This window comes from Streptomyces sp. NPDC085596, assembly GCF_044541565.1.
GTDB lineage: Bacteria > Actinomycetota > Actinomycetes > Streptomycetales > Streptomycetaceae > Streptomyces.
Map to the genome: position 1 here is coordinate 614768 of NZ_JBITTC010000002.1, position 17421 is coordinate 632188.

14 protein-coding genes are annotated in these 17421 nt (G+C 73.0%); 11 read left to right on the forward strand and 3 right to left on the reverse strand.

Going from position 1 to position 17421, the window contains the following annotated elements; all coding sequences use genetic code 11:
* The first annotated feature begins 13 nt into the window (after positions 1-13).
* The 3 genes from ACIGA3_RS08435 to ACIGA3_RS08445 all read left to right on the forward strand — a co-directional run bounded on the left by ACIGA3_RS08435 (position 14) and on the right by ACIGA3_RS08445 (position 3953).
* A complete protein-coding gene (locus tag ACIGA3_RS08435; RefSeq protein ID WP_399711787.1) occupies positions 14-1300 on the forward strand; it encodes a DUF692 domain-containing protein in 1287 nt (428 codons plus the stop codon).
* 109 nt (positions 1301-1409) lie between these two features.
* Positions 1410-2204 (forward strand): TIGR04222 domain-containing membrane protein, encoded by a 795-nt coding sequence (locus ACIGA3_RS08440; RefSeq protein WP_399711789.1) that lies wholly within the window; start codon positions 1410-1412, stop codon positions 2202-2204.
* Between the two features lie 117 nt (positions 2205-2321).
* The gene (locus tag ACIGA3_RS08445) at positions 2322-3953 is read left to right on the forward strand and encodes an alpha/beta hydrolase (RefSeq protein WP_399711791.1); all 1632 of its coding nucleotides are present in this window, start codon (positions 2322-2324) and stop codon (positions 3951-3953) included.
* A 22-nt stretch (positions 3954-3975) separates the two neighbouring features.
* Here the strand turns inward: ACIGA3_RS08445 and hemQ are convergent, their stop codons facing one another.
* Complete coding sequence (gene hemQ, locus ACIGA3_RS08450; RefSeq protein ID WP_393601430.1) at positions 3976-4707, reverse strand: hydrogen peroxide-dependent heme synthase; 732 nt, start codon at positions 4705-4707, stop codon at positions 3976-3978.
* A 5-nt stretch (positions 4708-4712) separates the two neighbouring features.
* Positions 4713-6164, reverse strand: a complete 1452-nt coding sequence (gene hemG, locus ACIGA3_RS08455) for a protoporphyrinogen oxidase (protein ID WP_399711794.1) — start codon at positions 6162-6164, stop codon at positions 4713-4715.
* A gap of 163 nt (positions 6165-6327) precedes the next feature.
* Here hemG and ACIGA3_RS08460 point away from each other — a divergent pair, with 163 nt between their 5' ends.
* From ACIGA3_RS08460 to ACIGA3_RS08470, 3 genes are read left to right on the forward strand one after another with little or no spacing between them, the layout of a single operon-like run.
* Positions 6328-7272: a DUF4349 domain-containing protein gene (locus ACIGA3_RS08460; protein WP_399711796.1), complete on the forward strand. Its 945-nt coding sequence runs from the start codon at positions 6328-6330 to the stop codon at positions 7270-7272.
* 37 nt (positions 7273-7309) lie between these two features.
* On the forward strand, positions 7310-8707 hold the full coding sequence (locus ACIGA3_RS08465; RefSeq protein WP_399711798.1) for an FAD-dependent oxidoreductase: 1398 nt from the start codon (positions 7310-7312) through the stop codon (positions 8705-8707).
* Between the two features lie 50 nt (positions 8708-8757).
* Positions 8758-9582, forward strand: a complete 825-nt coding sequence (locus tag ACIGA3_RS08470) for a rhomboid family intramembrane serine protease (protein WP_399711800.1) — start codon at positions 8758-8760, stop codon at positions 9580-9582.
* Positions 9583-9592: 10 nt separating this feature from the next.
* Here the strand turns inward: ACIGA3_RS08470 and hemE are convergent, their stop codons facing one another.
* On the reverse strand, positions 9593-10660 hold the full coding sequence (gene hemE, locus ACIGA3_RS08475; RefSeq protein WP_399711801.1) for a uroporphyrinogen decarboxylase: 1068 nt from the start codon (positions 10658-10660) through the stop codon (positions 9593-9595).
* A 98-nt stretch (positions 10661-10758) separates the two neighbouring features.
* On the opposite strand from hemE, the gene ACIGA3_RS08480 reads away from it, so the two are divergent.
* The 5 genes from ACIGA3_RS08480 (at position 10759) to ACIGA3_RS08500 (ending at position 17420) form a co-directional block, all read left to right on the forward strand.
* The gene (locus ACIGA3_RS08480) at positions 10759-11442 is read left to right on the forward strand and encodes a DUF3000 domain-containing protein (protein ID WP_399711803.1); all 684 of its coding nucleotides are present in this window, start codon (positions 10759-10761) and stop codon (positions 11440-11442) included.
* Positions 11443-11748: 306 nt separating this feature from the next.
* The gene (locus tag ACIGA3_RS08485) at positions 11749-12414 is read left to right on the forward strand and encodes a LuxR C-terminal-related transcriptional regulator (protein WP_381093589.1); all 666 of its coding nucleotides are present in this window, start codon (positions 11749-11751) and stop codon (positions 12412-12414) included.
* A gap of 226 nt (positions 12415-12640) precedes the next feature.
* On the forward strand, positions 12641-13927 hold the full coding sequence (locus ACIGA3_RS08490; protein WP_399711805.1) for an HRDC domain-containing protein: 1287 nt from the start codon (positions 12641-12643) through the stop codon (positions 13925-13927).
* A gap of 149 nt (positions 13928-14076) precedes the next feature.
* Positions 14077-15294: a thiolase family protein gene (locus tag ACIGA3_RS08495; RefSeq protein ID WP_399711807.1), complete on the forward strand. Its 1218-nt coding sequence runs from the start codon at positions 14077-14079 to the stop codon at positions 15292-15294.
* Positions 15291-17420: a 3-hydroxyacyl-CoA dehydrogenase NAD-binding domain-containing protein gene (locus ACIGA3_RS08500; RefSeq protein ID WP_399711809.1), complete on the forward strand. Its 2130-nt coding sequence runs from the start codon at positions 15291-15293 to the stop codon at positions 17418-17420. Before ACIGA3_RS08495 ends, ACIGA3_RS08500 begins: the two co-directional genes overlap by 4 nt.
* Position 17421 lies beyond the last annotated feature (1 nt).

Consider the following 17421-nt stretch of genomic DNA (forward strand, 5'->3'; position numbering starts at 1 on the left):
GAGGGGGACGGGGATGCGGCTGGGGACGGGGATCGGGTGGCGGCCGGAGATCGCGGACGCGGTGGCGGGCATGCCGGGGATCGACTGGGTGGAGGTCGTGGCGGAGAACGTCTGCCCCGGCCATCTCCCGGAGCCGCTGCTGCGGCTGCTGGAGCGCGGGGTGACGGTGATCCCGCACGGTGTCTCCCTCGGCCTCGGCGGCGCGGACCGGCCGGACGAGGCCCGGCTGCGGGCGCTGGCCGAGCGGGCCGAGGCGCTGGGGGCGCCGCTGGTCACCGAGCACATCGCGTTCGTCCGCGCGGGCGGCCCGCTCACCGCGTCGCCGCCACTGGAGGCGGGCCACCTGCTGCCCGTACCGCGCACCCGGGACGCGCTCGACGTGCTGTGCGAGAACGTGCGCATCGCGCAGGAGGCGCTGCCGGTGCCGCTGGCGCTGGAGAACATCGCCGCGCTGTTCTCCTGGCCTCACGAGGAGCTGAGCGAGGGCGAGTTCCTGGCCGAGCTGGCCGAGCGGACCGGCGTACGGCTGCTCATCGACGTGGCCAACCTGCACACCAACCACGTCAACCGGGGCGAGGACCCCGCCGAGGCGCTGGACCGGCTCCCGCTGGAGGCGCTGGCCTACGTGCATGTCGCGGGCGGCTTCGAGCGGGACGGCGTCTGGCACGACAGTCACGCGCACCCCGTACCGCCTGAGGTGCTGGACATCCTGACCGACCTGGCATCCCGCGTCGCACCGCCCGGTGTGCTGCTGGAACGGGACGAGAACTTCCCCGAACCGGCCGAGCTGCACACGGAGTTGGCGGCCATCGGGGAGGCGGTGCGGAAAGGCTGCGGGACCCCGCGGGCCATGGCCGGCACGACCGCCCCCGCCCCGCCGGACGCCTCCGCCGAGGCGCGGCAGCGAGTGGCCGTCGCGCAGACCGCCGTGCTGTCGGCGCTGGTGGCGCGGACGCCGCTGCCCGAGGGGTTCGACCGGGGGCGGATGGGGGTGCAGGCGCGGTCGCTCGCGGCGAAGCGGGCGGACGTGGTGGCCAAGGTGGCGCCCGAACTGCCGGTGATCCTCGGCGCCGGGTACCGGGAGGCGTTCCTCGGCTACGCGCGCACCCGGCCGATGCGCGGCGGATACCGGCAGGACGCGCTGGAGTTCGCCGCCCAGCTCCTCAAGACGGGCCACCCCGCGGACGCGCGGGCGCGCAGGAGGCTGCGGGAGTGGTGGCTCGATCGCGCGGGCCCGGCACCCCGCCCGCCCGGTCCGGCCGCCCGGCTGGCCAGACGGGTACGGCCGGGGCGGCGCTGACCGCGCTCACTGACCTGCGGGAAAAACGGAACGTCACATACCGGCAACGCTCTGTCCGGATACTGAACAAGCCATGGTTTTTCAGGGGCCGTTGACATAGAAACAGCTCATGTTCTGGGTCCTCCTCCTGCTTCCGGCCTGGGCCTTCGCCGCCATCGCCTGCACCCGGCTGTGCCTGGCCGCCGTCCGCGCGGCCGCCGCGGACCGCGCGGCGCGGGCGAGCGGCCATGACCGTGATCTGACGCTGTACGAGACGGCGTTCCTGTCCGGCGGCCCCTCCCGCGTCGCCGACCTCGCCATGGTCCGGATGGCCCGGCAGCGCCGCCTGCTGCTCGCGCACACCGGCTGGGCCACCGTGGTGGACCCGCGCGGGCGGGACGAGATGGAGCGGTCCGTCATCGGCGCGATCGGCCCTCAGGGACAGTCCCGGATCGCCCCCGTACGGGCGGCCGCGGCCGGTGCGGAGGCCGTGCAGCGGCTCGCCGACAAGCTGGTGGGCGCCGGCCTCGCGGTCCCCTTCGACACGGGGACGACCGTGGCCGCCGGGGTGCGCCAGGTGCGCGCCGCCGCCGTGGCCGTGCTCGCGCTGGGCGTTACGGCGCTGCTCATGCCGGTCCCGGTGGACCTGCCGCGCTTCCAGATCGCCCTGTGGTTCGCGCTGCCCCTCGTCCTCACCCTGAGCTGTCTGGCCATCGCCCGCGTCGAGGTGCACCCCTACCCGCGCTGGGCCTCCCCCGCCGGGCAGCGGCTCCTCGGAGAAGTGGCCCGGCGTCCGGCCGCGGACGGCGACGAGGGCTCCTTCCTCACCCGGCTCGCCATACGGGGCGTGCGCGCCCTGAACGAGCCCGAACTGCGGGCCGCGTTCACCCACCGCGATGCGCCGGGGGCGCACAGGGAGCACTGACGCCGACACACGCGTGCCGGTGCTTGCCTTCCCCGACGCCCCTTCCGAAACATCCCTTCTGTCGCCGCCGGGCCATGGCAGCCGTGCCATCGCCGCCGCGCACCGAAGGGATACCCGATGAGAGCTGCCGCCCTGTACTCGGCCGCCGGTTCCTTGCTGCTGACCGGCCTCGCCGTGACCCCGGCGGGCGGCACCCCCGGCACCCCCGGCACACCGGGCGCGGCCGAGTCACGCGGCGCCGCTGTCGCCGCCGCCCGGGCGCGAGCGGCCGGCCTCGGCTTCGGCGCCTGCCCCGACGAAGCCCCGGCCGGAATGCGCTGCGCCACCGTACGCGTCCCGCTCGATTACGCCCGCCCCGGCGGCAAGCACATCGAGCTGGCCGTCAGCCGGATGCCGGCCACCCAGCGCGACCCGGCCAACAGCAAGCGGAAGGTTCCCCGGCAGGGCGCCCTCGTCTACAACCCCGGCGGCCCCGGCGCCTCCAGCCTGAACTTCCCGATGATCGGCGTGGTGCCCGAATGGAAGCGGATCGCGTCCGCCTACGACCTCGTCGGCTACGCCCCGCGCGGAGTCGCGCCCTCGGCCCCGCTGTCCTGCGAGAAGCCGGAGGAGTTCTTCAAGGCGCCCTCGCTCGCCCCGGTCCACCCGACGGAGGCGTACAAGCGGGAGCGGATCGCGCGGGCGAAGGCGTACGCGCGCGGCTGCGCCGAACGGTCGGGCAGCGGGCTGAGGTTCTACAACTCGCTCAACAACGCCCGCGACCTGGACGTGCTGCGGGCCGCGCTCGGCGAGTCCCGGCTGACCTTCATGGGCGGCTCGTACGGCACCTACGTGGGCGCGCTGTACGCCACCCTCTTCCCCGGTCATGTGCGGCGGATGGTGCTGGACTCGGCGGTGGACCCGGACCCGGCGAAGGTCTGGTACCGCGAGAACCTGGACCAGTCGGCCGCGTTCGAGGACCGCTGGGCGGACTTCCGCACCTGGGTGGCCCGCCACGACGGCGTGTACGGCCTCGGCGCGACCCCGGCCGCCGTCCAGCACTCCTACGACACCGCGAGCGACAAGCTTCAGGCGCACCCCGCGGACGGCAAGGTCGGTCCGGGCCAGCTCCAGAACACGTTCCTGATGGCCGGGTACTACGACGACTACTGGCCGAGCCGGGCCGCCGCCCTCGCCGCCTATCTGAAGGGCGACGCGGGGCCCCTGGTCCGGCTGGCCGCGCCCAGCCCGGAGACGGCCGCCGAGGCGGAGAACGGCAGCGCGGTGTACGCGGCCGTCGAGTGCAACGACGCGCCCTGGCCGACCGACTTCAGAGTGTGGGACCGCGACAACACCCGCCTCGCCCGCACCGCGCCCTTCGAGACCTGGGACAACGCCTGGATGAACCTGCCCTGCGCCTACTGGTCCGCGCCCCGGCAGCAGCCGCTCGACGTGCGCACCGGACCCGGCGAGACGCCGCCGGTGCTGATCCTCGCCGCCGAGCGGGACGCGGCCACACCGTACGACGGGGCGCTGGAGCTGAACCGGCGGCTGGCCGGCTCCACACTGGTCACCGAGCGGGACGCGGGCACGCACGGCATCGGCGGCGGCCCCAACAAGTGCGTCAACGCCCACCTGGACGCCTACCTGCTCGAAGGCCGCCTGCCCGGCCGCCGCGCCGCCTGCGCCCCGCGCCCGGAGCCGCGCCCCGCCGAGCCGGCCGGACGCGGCACCCCGCAGCGGGACACCCTCAAGGGCAAGGGCGCCTAGGCGACCCGGCGACCCGTTCGGCTCAGGCCAGCCCGGCGACCAGTTCGGCCACGGACTTGCGGCGGCCGGTGTAGAACGGCACCTCTTCGCGGACGTGCATGCGGGCCTCGGAGGCGCGCAGGTGACGCATGAGGTCGACGATGCGGTACAGCTCGTCGGCCTCGAAGGCGAGCAGCCACTCGTAGTCGCCGAGCGAGAAGGAGGCGACCGTGTTGGCGCGCACGTCCGGGAAGCCGCGGGCCATCTTGCCGTGGTCGGCGAGCATGCGGCGGCGGTCCTCGTCGGCCAGCAGGTACCACTCGTAGGAGCGCACGAAGGGGTAGACGCTCACGTAGTTGCGGGGCGTCTCGTCGGCGAGGAACGCCGGGATGTGCGAGCGGTTGAACTCGGCCGGGCGATGCAGCGCCATGTTCGACCACACCGGCTCCAGGGCGCGGCCCAGCTTCGTGCGGCGGAAGAGGTTGTACGCCTCCTGGAGCTGGTCGGCGGTCTCGGCGTGCCACCAGATCATCAGGTCGGCGTCGGCGCGCAGGCCGGACACGTCGTAGGTGCCGCGGACCGTGACGTCCTTCGCGGCGAGCTGGTCGAACAGCTCCTGGACCTCGTCGGCGTAACCCGCGCGGTCCTCCGGCAGCACGTCCTTCAGCTTGAAGACGGACCACAGGGTGTAGCGGATGACCTCGTTGAGGTCCTTGGCCAGCTTGCCCTTGTTGGGGATGCGGCCGGGCTCGGTGGTGGGGGCGTCGTCACTCATGCCCCCTATTCTCCCGCTCCGCCGTGCAGGCTCTGCACCGGGTTGGCCGTCAGTTGGCGCACACCGGCGAGGTCGCCACCCAGCTGGTCGACGGCCGCATAGGCACTGGCGACGCAGGCCGGGATGCCCACACCGTCGTACTGGGCGCCGCAGACGGCGAGGCCGGGCAGCTTGGCGATGTGCTCGCGGACGCGGGCCACGCGCGCGTGGTGGCCGACCGGGTACTGGGGCAGCCCGTCGGTCCAGCGGGTGACGCGGGTGGCGACGGGCTCGGCGTCCAGGCCGGTCGCGGCGCGCAGGTCGTGCCGGGCGATCGCCGTGAGGCCGGCGTCGTCGCGCTGGAGGATCTCGGTCTCGTGGTGCCGGCCGACCGAGGTGCGCACCACGAGGAGGTCCGGGTCCTCCCCGCCGACCCAGCCCCACTTCTGGGAGGCGAAGGTCGCGGCCTTGATGGTGCGGCCGTCCACCGGCGGCACCAGGAAGCCGCTGCCCTCGGGCAGGGTGGCGTCGGCGCGGCGGTAGGCGAGGGTGATCAGGGCCATGGAGGCGTACTCCACGGCGGCCAGCTCCGTGGCGGCCGCCGGTGCCTCGGCGCGCAGCAGACCGGCCGCGGCGGGGGCGGGTACGGCGACCACGACCGCGTCCGCGCGCAGCGCCCGGTCCCCGGCCGTGACGCGCCAGCCGGCTCCGTCCCGGCGCAGCTCGCTGACCGGGGTGCCGGTGAGGATCTCGCCGCCGCGCGCCCGTACCGACTCGGCGACGGCGAGCGGGAGGGTGCCGACGCCGCCCTCGATGCCGAGGAAGACCGGACCGGTCTGCCCGGCCTCGGCGGCCTTGGCCTGGAGGGCCTGGACGGCGGCGGTGAGGGTGTCGTGGGTGCGGGCTGCCTGGTAGAGCTGGGGGACGGCCGAGCGCAGCGAGAGGCGGTAGGCGTCGCCCGCGTACACCCCGCCGAGCAGGGGTTCGACCAGCCGGTCGACGACCTCGCGGCCCATGCGGCCGGCGACGTACTCGCCGACCGCCACGTCGTCGCCGACCTCGGTGGGCGGCAGTTCGGCGTCGCGCTCGATACGGGCCAGGCCCTCGGCGGAGAGCAGGCCGGACAGGGCGGCGGCGGTGCCGGGTACGCCCATCACATGGCCCTTGGGCATGGGGCGCAGGGCGTCGCGGGTCCAGATCGACGCGGTCGCGGTGGCGGGCGGCTGGAGGCGGTCGCCGAGGCCCACCTCGCGGGCCAGGCCCACGGCCTCGGGGCGGCGGGCGAGCATCGACTCGGCGCCGAGGTCGACCCTCAGGCCCGCGATCTCGCCGGGCAGCAGTTTGCCGCCGACCCGGCCGGCGGCCTCCAGCACCGTCACCCGCGCGCCGCGGGCCAGCGCCCGGTGGGCGGCGGCCAGTCCGGCGACACCGGCTCCGATGACGACGACATGGCCCGTGCCCGTACCCGTTGCGCTCATGTTCCCCACTCTCTCAGACCGCCTCTCCCGGACCGCGCGGGCCGTCCCGGTGCCCGGTACGTCACCGGACCGTGACCGCATCGGGACCGGAAACCGCGGCCGTTCCCGCAGGCCGGGCCGTCTAAGGAGGGACAGCGTCGCAACTCATCGGGGGGTACCGCTCATGCGTACAACGCGTCAGGTCCGGGTTCTGGCGGGGGTTCTGCTCGCCGCCTCGCTCGCGCTCGCCGGGTGCAGTGAATCGGGCAGCGGCGACTCCAAGGCGTCGACCGCCGACGCCCCGACCGCCGCTCCCGGGGCGGGCGGCGGCGCGGCCGAGGACGCCAAGTCCGGCCGCCGCTCGCCCCGGCTCGCGCCGAGCGTCATCCGCACCGCCTCCCTGGAGGTGGAGGTGCGGAACGTGCCCGGCGCCCTGGCCAGGGCCCGCCAGGTCACCGAGGACGCGGGCGGCTACGTCGGCGAGGAGAGCACCGACCGGGACGACGACGGCAGCGAGCGGACCCGTGTCGTCCTGCGGGTTCCCTCGGAGCGGTACGAGGAGGTCCTCGGCTCGCTCCAGGGCACCGGCAAGCTGCTGCGGCGCACGGCGCGGGCGCAGGACGTCACCGACCAGGTGGTGGACGTGGACAGCCGGATCAAGTCGCAGCGGGCCAGCGTCGCCCGCGTCCGGGAACTGATGGACCGGGCGGAGAAGCTGACCGACGTCGTCGCGCTCGAGGGCGAGCTGAGCAGCCGCGAGGCCGACCTGGAGGCGCTGCTGGCCCAGCAGGCGTCGCTGAAGGACCGCACGGGCCTGGCGACCATCACCCTGTCCCTGGCCGGGCGGGGCGCGCATCCGGGCGCCGGTGACGACACGCCCGGCTTCCTGGACGCGCTGTCGGGCGGCTGGCACGCCTTCCTGACGATGCTGCGCTGGATCGCGCTGGTCGTGGGCGCGGTGCTGCCGTTCGCGGCGCTGCTCGCGCTGCTGGTGTTCCTGTGGCGCCGGGTGGTCCGCCCCCGGCTCCCGCGCCGGACGCACCCGGTGCCGGCGACTGCCTCCGGCTCGCTGCCGCAGGCGCGTCCGGTGCCGGAGAGCGGCGCGCCGGTCTCCGGCGACAAGAGCTGACGCGGCGTCAGCCCGGCGGGCCCCGTAGCGTGTTCGTATGGACAAGCGTGAGACACGGGGCGGGACAAAACGGCTGGTCGTGATCGGTGGCGACGCCGCGGGGATGGCCGCGGCGTCGCAGGCGCGCCGGCTGCGGAAACCGGACGAGCTGGAGATCGTGGCGTTCGAGCGCGGCCACTTCACCTCGTACTCGGCGTGCGGCATCCCGTACTGGGTGGGCGGCGCCGTCGAGGACCGCGATCAGCTGATCGCGCGTACCCCCGAGGAGCACCGGGAGCGGGACATCGACCTCCGGCTGCGCACCGAGGTGACGGAGATCGACGTGGCGGGGCGGCGGGTGCGCACCCATGACCTGGAGTCCGGCACCGAGTCCTGGACCTCGTACGACAAGCTGGTCATCGCCACCGGGGCGCGGCCGATCCGGCCGGACATGCCGGGGGCGGACGCGGCCGGGGTGCACGGGGTGCAGACCCTGGACGACGGCCAGGCACTGATCGACACGCTGGCCCGTACGGAGGGCCGGCGGGCGGTGGTCGTCGGCGCGGGCTACATCGGCGTGGAGATGGCGGAGGCGCTGCTCCGCCGGGGCTTCGAGGTGACGGTGGTCAACCGGGGCGCGGAGCCCATGGCGACGCTCGATCCGGACATGGGCCGTCTGGTGCGGCGGGCCATGGAGGGCATGGGCATCACGATGGTGGACGACACCGAGGTGACCGGCCTGCGGACCGGCGAGGACGGCCGGGTCCGCGCGGTGACCACGCGGGACGCGGAGTACCCGGCCGACGTGGTCGTCATGGGCATCGGAGTGGAGCCCGTGACCGACCTCGCCCGCGCGGCGGGCCTGCCGCTGGGCACACACGGCGGACTCCTCACCGACCTCGCCATGCGGGTGCGCGGGCACGAGAACATCTGGGCGGGCGGCGACTGCGTGGAGGTGCTGAACCTGGTCTCCGGGCAGGAGCAGTACATCCCGCTGGGCACCCACGCCAACAAGCACGGCCAGGTCATCGGCACCAACGTCGGGGGCGGTTACGCCACCTTCCCCGGCGTCGTCGGCACAGCGGTCAGCAAGGTCTGCGAGCTGGAGATCGCCCGCACCGGCCTGCGCGAGAAGGACGCCAGCCGGGCCGGCCTCCAGTACGAGTCGGTCACCATCGAGTCGACCAGCCGCGCCGGCTACTACCCCGACGCCGCCCCCATGACGGTCAAGATGCTCGCCGAACGCAACACCGGCAGACTGCTCGGCGTCCAGATCGTCGGCGGCGAGGGCGCGGGCAAACGTGTCGACATCGCGGCCGTGGCCCTGACCGCCGCCATGACGGTGGAACAGATGACTGCCCTCGACCTCGGCTACGCCCCGCCCTTCTCCCCGGTCTGGGACCCGGTCCTGGTAGCGGCGCGCAAGGCGGTGACAAAGGTACGCGCGAGCCGGTAGCTGCGGCCCCGCGCCGGACTGGCGGGCGCGAACGGGGGCACTGTTCCTGTGTGGTCATACCCGTCCATGACGTCAATCCCGCGCGCCGCACCCCCTATGTGACGTACGCGCTCATCGCCGCCAGCGTGCTCGTCTTCCTCGCCACCCCCGGTGCCGCCGGGGCGGTCGGGGAGAGTCATGTGGCGCAGCTGTGTCATCTGCATGCCTTCATGGATCAGTACGCGGCGATCCCGAAGGAGATGATCCACGGCTCGCTGCCCCGGCTGGTGCCGACCGGGCAGGTGGGGACGGGGCCGGCCGGACCGGGGTGTGTGATGGGGCCGCCGGGTTACGACAAGTCGCCGGTGCTGTCGGTGTTCACGGCGATGTTCCTGCACGGCGGCTGGCTGCATCTGCTGGGCAACCTGCTGTTCCTGCTGATCTTCGGCAACAACGTCGAGGACCGCATGGGCCACGTCCGCTTCGCGCTCTTCTACGTCGTCTGCGGCTACGCGGCGAGCTACGGCTTCGCCCTGCTGAACGCCGGCTCCGGCGATCCGCTGATCGGCGCCTCGGGGGCGATCGCGGGAGTGCTCGGCGCCTATCTGGTGCTGTATCCGAAGGCCAGGGTGTGGGTGCTGGTCCCGTTCCTGGTCTTCCTGCCGCTACGGCTGCCCGCCTGGGTGGTGCTGGGCTTCTGGTTCGGCCTTCAGGCCGTGTACTCCTCCGGGCGCGGCGTCGAGGCCCAGGCCGGGACGGTGGCCTACGCGGCGCATGTCGTCGGCTTCGTGGCCGGGATGCTGCTGGCCTGGCCGCTCAAGGCGGGCACCCCGCCCCCGCCGGAGCCGGGCCGCCTGCTGTTCGGCAGGCGGGCGCGGCACCGTCAGGCGTGGTGAGCGGTCCCGGTCAGCGGGTGCTCGCCGTGTGGACGTAGTCGACCAGGTGGGTCAGGGCGTCCGGGTCGATGTTGGGCATGACGCCGTGGCCGAGGTTGAAGACGTGGCCCTCCAGAGCGGCGGCCGCGTCCAGCACCTCCTGCGCCTTGGTCTCGACCGTCTTCCGGTCGGTGAACAGGACCGTCGGGTCGAGGTTGCCCTGGAGCGCCTTGCCGGGGCCGACCCGGCGCGCGGCCTCGTCCAGCGGGACCCGCCAGTCGACGCCGACCACGTCCGCGCCCGCGTCGCCCATGAGCTTCAGCAGTTCGCCGGTGCCGACGCCGAAGTGGATGCGCGGGACGCCGTAGCCCGCGACGGCGTCGAAGACCTTCGCGGAGGCGGGCATCACCGAGGCGCGGTAGTCGGCGGGGGCCAGCGCGCCCGCCCAGGAGTCGAAGAGCTGCACCGCCGAGGCACCGGCCTCGATCTGCACCTTCAGGAACGCGGCCGTGATGTCCGCGAGGCGGTCGAGCAGGTCGGCCCACAGCTCGGGGTCGCCGTACATCATCGCCTTGGCGTTCTCGTACGTGCGCGAGGGGCCGCCCTCGACCAGGTAGCTGGCGAGGGTGAAGGGGGCGCCCGCGAAACCGATCAGCGGGGTGGACCCCAGCTCGCGGGTGAGCATGCCGATCGCCTCGGTGACGTAGGACACGTCCTCGGGGGTGAGGTCGCGCAGCCGGGCGAGGTCGGCGCGGGTGCGCACCGGCTCGGCGACGACCGGGCCGACGCCGGGCTTGATGTCGAGGTCGACGCCGATCGCCTTGAGCGGGACCACGATGTCGCTGTAGAAGACCGCCGCGTCCACGTCGTGACGGCGCACCGGCTGGAGCGTGATCTCGGTGACCAGCTCGGGCCGCGTGCAGGACTCCAGCATCGGAATGCCCTCGCGCACCTTGCGGTACTCCGGCAGGGACCGGCCGGCCTGACGCATGAACCAGACCGGGGTGTGCGGCACGGGCTCGCGCCTGCACGCCTTGAGGAAGGCGCTGTCGTACGTCGCTTCTGGCTGCTGGCCCGTGGGGATCGCGTTGGCACTCACGTCGGCAAGTCTCCCACGGCCCGTGGAAGAGAAGTGCCGTCGCCCTCGGGGGGTGTCATGCCCTGCGCGAAGGCCCGCTTCCCCTTACTCTTCCCCGCATGGCTGCGGCTCAGGGACGATCGTCGGACGGCGCCGGCGGAATGGACGACGTGAAGGACACGCAGACGGAGGAGAGAGAGGGGTCCGGGGTGCCAGGGGTTCCCCCTGCCTTCAGCAGCGCGGTGGAGGCGCTGCGGAGCGCGCGGCTGCGGCCGCAGGTGGAGGTGGAGCCGACGCCCGCCCCGCAGCGGCTCGCGCCCTACGCGCACGCGCTTGAGGCGGTGGTGACCGAGGGCGAGCAGGAGCTGGCCGACGGACGGCTGGTGCTGCTGCACGACCCGGCCGGGCACGACGCCTGGCGCGGGACGTTCCGGCTGGTGACGCTGGTGCGGGCGGAGCTGGAGGCCGAGATGGCCGCCGATCCGCTGCTGCCGGAGGTGTGCTGGTCCTGGCTGACCGGGGCGCTCCAGTCGCGCGGGCTCACCTATGGGGAGCCGAGCGGCACGGTCACCCGTGCCAGTTCCCACTACTTCGGCGGCCTGTCGGAGCGGCCGCCCGCCTCGCAGATCGAGATCCGCGCCTCCTGGACGCCCCTGGAGGGACTCGGGGGCGTGCCGGACACCGCGGCGCACCTGGCGTCGTGGTGCGATCTGCTGGCCCAGGTCGGCGGACTGCCCCCGGCCGGGCCGGGCGACGCCTCGGTGGTGACCCTGCCGCAGCGCAGGGGTCCGCAGTCGCGGTAGCCCGCGAACAGATCATCTTCTCAGCGCCCCGCCGGATCGGCGGGGCGCTGCTTTGTGATCACTTCCCGAACCATCACTTTGTCGATACGGCCACTTTCCGTACTCGAATCGCATCACCCCGGAGCCGATTCGATCTTCGGATGATCGATCGCGTGTCCGAATTGCACAGATTGTGACTCACTAGATCGTGATCATTCTCTAAAGGCGGACGGGTTTGCTGCCGAAGACGACTGTGACCTTGAAAGCACGGTTCCTCCCGGCTTCTTCCCCACAAGCCGGCCCCCGTCCCCCCACCCAGGAGGCCTGGTGTCCGTTCTCCTCGAGCAGCCCGCAAGCCTGGTCGCCTACCGCCCGAACAAGCCGACCGCCATGGTGGTCGTGGCCGACCCCCGCGTCCGTTCCACCGTGACCCGCCATCTGTGGGCGCTCGGTGTGCGCGACGTGATCGAGGCCTCGTCCGTCGCGGAGGCTCGTCCCCGCATCGGCAACCCCCGCGACATCTGTGTCGCAGACGTCCACCTGCCCGACGGCTCCGGGCTCACCCTGCTGTCCGAGACCCGCGCCGCGGGCTGGCCCAACGGGCTGGCCCTGTCCGCCGCCGATGACATCGGCGCCGTCCGCAACGCCCTCGCCGGGGGCGTGAAGGGCTACGTCGTCACCGGTACCCGTACCAACATCGGCCTGCCCACCCGCCCCGGCGCCGCCCCCATCGGCTCCGCCGCGGCCCGTATGGGGCACCGTCGTCCGCCGGGCACCCCGAGCCACCCCGGCGGCTACCGCGAACTGTCCGGCCGCGAGGTCGAGGTGCTCCGCCTCGTCGCGGAGGGCCAGTCGAACAAGGCGATCGGCGTCTCCATGGGCCTGTCCGCCCTGACCGTCAAGAGCCACCTGGCGCGTATCGCCCGCAAGCTCGGCACGGGCGACCGCGCCGGCATGGTCGCGGTGGCCCTGCGCACCGGCATCATCCACTAGCCCACTCCCCCTCCCCGCCCCGTCTCCCCGCTCCCTCTCCGACCCACTGCCTCCTCCCGGTGCCCGTCGGCGGAACGTTCCGCCGACGGGCACCGGCGTGTGCGCCGTGCCGGGTGCGCCGTACGCCGCGCGGTGTGCGCCCGCGCGCGGCGCGTTTTGGCCGGTCAGTGGGGATGTCGGTCGAACGTGCAGGCCAGAGGCGCGGGCATGCGGATACCCTTGGCATGTGACGGACGCCCAAGAGACCGCAGCAGACAGTTCCCGGCGCATCACCGGGGGCACGCCCCCGGACGCGGGACCTGCTGAGGCGGCGGCGCCGACCCCCCTGCTCGAACCCCGCGAGGGGATTCCGCCGGTCATCGCGGACGCGGCGGCGCTCGCCGAGGCCATCGCCGCGTTCGCCGCCGGCACCGGCCCCGTCGCCGTCGACGCCGAACGCGCTTCCGGTTACCGGTACGGCCAGCGGGCCTATCTGGTGCAGCTGCGCCGCGAGGGCGCGGGCTCCGCCCTGATCGACCCCGTCGCCTGCCCCGACCTCTCCGGCCTCGGCGACGCGCTGTCCGGTGTCGAGTGGGTGCTGCACGCCGCCACCCAGGACCTGCCCTGCCTGCGCGAGATAGGCATGGTGCCCACCAGCCTGTTCGACACCGAGCTGGCCGGACGGCTCGCCGGATTCCCCCGCGTCGGACTCGGCGCGATGGTGGAGAACGTGCTCGGCTTCGTGCTGGAGAAGGGCCACTCCGCCGTCGACTGGTCCACCCGCCCGCTGCCCGAGCCGTGGCTGCGTTACGCGGCTCTCGACGTGGAGCTGCTGATCGACCTGCGCGACGCCCTGGAGAAAGAGCTGGAGCGGCAGGGCAAGCTGGAGTGGGCGCTGGAGGAGTTCGCCGCGATCGCGGCCGCGCCGCCCGCCGAGCCCCGCAAGGACCCGTGGCGCCGTACCTCCGGGATGCACAAGGTGCGCAGGCGCCGGCAGCTGGCCGTCGTCAAGGAGCTGTGGGAGGCGCGGGACCGGATCGCGCAGCGCCGGGACGTCTCGCCCGGCAAGGTGCTCGGCGACGCGGCGATCGTGGAGGCGGCGCTCGCGGTGCCGGCCAACGTGCACGCGCTGGCCGCGCTGAACGGCTTCGGGCACCGCACGGGCCGTCGTCAGCTGGAGCAGTGGCAGGCGGCGGTGGACCGGGCGAAGGCGCTGCCGGAGTCGGCGCTGCCGCAGCAGGGCCAGCAGATGACGGGGCCGCCGCCGCCCCGCGCCTGGTCCGACAAGGACCCGGCCGCCGCGGCCCGGCTGTCGGCCGCCCGCGCCGGGGTGTCGGCGCTGGCCGAGCGGCTCGAGATGCCGCAGGAGAACCTGATCTCCCCCGACACGGTGCGCCGGATCTGCTGGGAGCCGCCGGCTCCCGCCGACGAGCGGACCGTGGCCGCCGCGCTCGCCGGGTTCGGCGCCCGCGCGTGGCAGGTGGAGCAGGTGGCACCGGTGCTGGTCGCGGTGCTGTCGGCCAAGCCGGAGTAGGGCGATTTCGCGCCAAGATCCGTCCGGTCGGCCGGGACCCGGTGTGACGTTCACCGCTAGCCGGGGTGGGACTGTGCAGCTACGTTACTCATAAGTAGCATGGGGCTTAAGCAAGCGCTCAGCGTCCCGCACCCTGGAGGAGAGCCATCGTGCCTCGTACCGTCAAGGACGTCGTCTTCGTCGACGGCGTCCGCACCCCGTTCGGCAAGGCGGGCCCGAAGGGCATCTATCACGAGACCCGCGCCGACGACCTCGTCGTGAAGGCGATCCGGGAGCTGCTGCGCCGCAACCCCGGTCTGGACCCGAAGAAGATCGACGAGGTCGCCATCGCCGCGACCACCCAGATCGGCGACCAGGGCCTGACCCTCGGCCGCACCGCGGGCATCCTCGCGGGCCTGCCGCAGTCGGTGCCCGGCTACTCCATCGACCGTATGTGCGCGGGCGCGCTGACCGCCGTGACCGCGGTCTCCGGCTCGGTCGCCTTCGGCGCGTACGACGTGGCCATCGCGGGCGGTGTCGAGCACATGGGCCGTCACCCGATGGGCGAGGGCGTGGACCCCAACCCGCGCTTCGTCTCCGAGAAGCTGGTCGACGAGTCGGCGCTGTTCATGGGCATGACCGCCGAGAACCTGCACGACCGCTACCCCACGATCACCAAGCAGCGCGCCGACGAGTACGCGGTCCGCTCGCAGGAGAAGGCCGCCAAGGCGTACGCCGACGGCAAGATCCAGCAGGACCTGGTGCCGATCTCGGTGCGCCGCACCGACGACGCGGCCGGTGAGACGGGCTGGGGCCTGGTCACCGCCGACGAGCCGATGCGCCCCGGCACCACGCTGGAGAACCTGGCCGGTCTGAAGACGCCGTTCCGTGTGCACGGCCGGGTCACCGCGGGCAACGCGGCCGGTCTGAACGACGGTGCCACCGCGTCGATCATCGCGTCCGAGGACTTCGCCCGCGAGAACGATCTGCCGGTCAAGATGCGCCTGGTCTCCTACGCCTTCGCCGGCGTCGAGCCCGAGGTGATGGGCTACGGCCCGATCCCCGCCACCGAGAAGGCCCTCGCCCAGGCCGGCCTGTCGATCTCCGACATCGGCCTGTTCGAGATCAACGAGGCGTTCGCCGTCCAGGTCCTCGCGTTCCTGGAGCACTACGGCATCGCGGACGACGACAGCCGCGTCAACCAGTACGGCGGCGCCATCGCGTTCGGCCACCCGCTGGCCTCCTCCGGCGTCCGGCTGATGACGCAGCTGGCCCGCCAGTTCGAGGAGAACCCGGACGTCCGCTACGGCCTGACGACGATGTGCGTCGGCTTCGGCATGGGCGCGACGGTCATCTGGGAAAACCCGAACTTCGAGGGGGACAAGTGAGCAACACCACCGAGCTGCTGAAGGGTGCGGCCGAGCTGTTCCCCGGCGAGGTCGTCACCCAGGCACACGTACGGCACTTCGAACTGCCCTTCAACGCGGGCAAGTTCGCGCTGATCACGCTGGACAACGGCTTCGACCACACCAAGCCGACCACCTTCGGCCCCGCTTCGCTGGCGAACCTGAACGCCGCGATCGACCAGGTCGAGAAGGAGGCCGCGGCCGGCCGTCTCGTCGGTGTCGGCATCACCGGCAAGCCGTTCATCTTCGCGGTCGGCGCCGACCTCAAGGGCGTCGAGCTGCTGAAGCGGCACGAGGACGCGCTCGCCATCGGCAAGGGCGGCCACGAGGTCTTCAAGCGCCTCTCCGGCCTCGCGGTCCCCACCTTCGCCTACTACAACGGCGCGGCGATGGGCGGCGGCGTCGAGGTCGGCCTGCACTGCTCCTACCGGACCGTCTCCAAGGCGATCCCGGCGTTCTCGCTGCCCGAGGTCTTCCTCGGCCTGGTACCCGGCTGGGGCGGCTGCGCCCTGCTGCCGAACCTGATCGGCGCCGAGAAGGCCGTCCAGGTCATCATCGAGAACAGCCTCAACCAGAACCGCCAGCTCAAGGGCAAGCAGGTCTTCGAACTCGGCATCGCCGACGCGCTGTTCGAGGGTGCCGACTTCCTGGAGCAGTCGCTGCTGTGGACCGCGCAGGTCCTCAAGGGCGACATCGCGGTCGAGCGTCCGGCGATCGACCGGGGCGAGGCGTGGGACCAGGCCGTCGCGGGGGGCCGCTTCGTCGCGGACTCCAAGGTGCACGGCGCGGCCCCGGCCGCCTACCGCGCGCTGGAGATCATCGAGGGCGCCAAGGACGGCGACCTCCAGAAGGGCTTCGACGCCGAGGACCAGGCCCTCGCCGACCTGATCATGGGTGGCGAACTGCGGTCCGGCATCTACGCGTTCAACCTGGTGCAGAAGCGCGGCAAGCGTCCGGCGGGTGCGCCGGACAAGGCGCTGGCGCGTCCGGTCACCAAGGTCGGCGTCGTCGGCGCCGGTCTGATGGCCTCCCAGCTCGCGCTGCTCTTCCTGCGCCGCCTGGAGGTGCCGGTCGTGCTGACCGACATCGACCAGAAGCGCGTCGACAAGGGTGTGGGCTACGTCCACGCCGAGATCGAGAAGCTGCTCGGCAAGGGACGTATCAACCAGGACAAGGCCAACCGCCTCAAGGCGCTGGTGACCGGTGTCCTGGACAAGGCCGAGGGCTTCGCGGACGCCGACTTCATCATTGAGGCCGTGTTCGAGGAGATGGGCGTCAAGCAGAAGGTGTTCGCGGAGGTCGAGGCGGTCGCCCCGGCGCACGCGATCCTCGCCACCAACACCTCCTCGCTGTCGGTGTCGGAGATGGCGTCGAAGCTGAAGCACCCCGAGCGGGTCGTCGGCTTCCACTTCTTCAACCCGGTGGCGATCCTGCCGCTGCTGGAGATCGTGCGCGGCGAGCAGACCGACGACGCCTCGCTGGCGACGGCGTTCGGTGTGGCCAGGAAGCTGAAGAAGACCGCGGTGCTGGTGAAGGACGCCCCGGCGTTCGTCGTCAACCGCATCCTGACCCGCTTCATGGGCGAGATCCAGAACGTCATCGACGAGGGCACCCCGGTCGAGGTCGCGGAGAAGGCCGTCGAGCCGCTCGGCCTGCCGATGTCCCCGCTGGTGCTGCTGGAGCTGGTCGGCCCGGCGATCGGCCTGCACGTCTCGGAGACCCTCAACCGGGCCTTCCCGGACCGCTTCACGGTCTCCCCGAACCTGAAGGCGGTCGTCGAGGCCGGCAAGCGCGGCTTCTACGTCTACGACAGCGGCAAGCCGGAGCTGGACCCCGAGGTCGCCGCGCTGCTCAAGCAGGGCGACTCCGTCCTGACCGAGGAGCAGGTCCGCGACCGCGTCCTGGACGCGGTGGCCCAGGAGATCGGCCTCATGCTGGACGAGGGCGTCGTCGCCGAGGCCCAGGACATCGACCTCTGCCTGATCACCGGCGCCGGCTGGCCCTTCCACCTGGGCGGCATCACGCCGTACCTGGACCGTGAGGGTGTCTCCGAGCGGGTCAACGGCAAGCGGTTCCTGGAGCAGGGCGTGGCGAGCGTGCCCGCGTAAC

Coding starts and splice junctions, on each gene's coding strand:
- ACIGA3_RS08465 (WP_399711798.1), top strand. CDS start 7,310: ATGGACAAGCGTGAGACACGGGGCGGGACAAAACGGCTGGTCGTGATC.
- ACIGA3_RS08435 (WP_399711787.1), top strand. CDS start 14: ATGCGGCTGGGGACGGGGATCGGGTGGCGGCCGGAGATCGCGGACGCG.
- ACIGA3_RS08445 (WP_399711791.1), top strand. CDS start 2,322: ATGAGAGCTGCCGCCCTGTACTCGGCCGCCGGTTCCTTGCTGCTGACC.
- ACIGA3_RS08480 (WP_399711803.1), top strand. CDS start 10,759: ATGGCTGCGGCTCAGGGACGATCGTCGGACGGCGCCGGCGGAATGGAC.
- hemQ (WP_393601430.1), bottom strand. CDS start 4,707: ATGAGTGACGACGCCCCCACCACCGAGCCCGGCCGCATCCCCAACAAG.
- ACIGA3_RS08440 (WP_399711789.1), top strand. CDS start 1,410: ATGTTCTGGGTCCTCCTCCTGCTTCCGGCCTGGGCCTTCGCCGCCATC.
- hemG (WP_399711794.1), bottom strand. CDS start 6,164: ATGAGCGCAACGGGTACGGGCACGGGCCATGTCGTCGTCATCGGAGCC.
- ACIGA3_RS08460 (WP_399711796.1), top strand. CDS start 6,328: ATGCGTACAACGCGTCAGGTCCGGGTTCTGGCGGGGGTTCTGCTCGCC.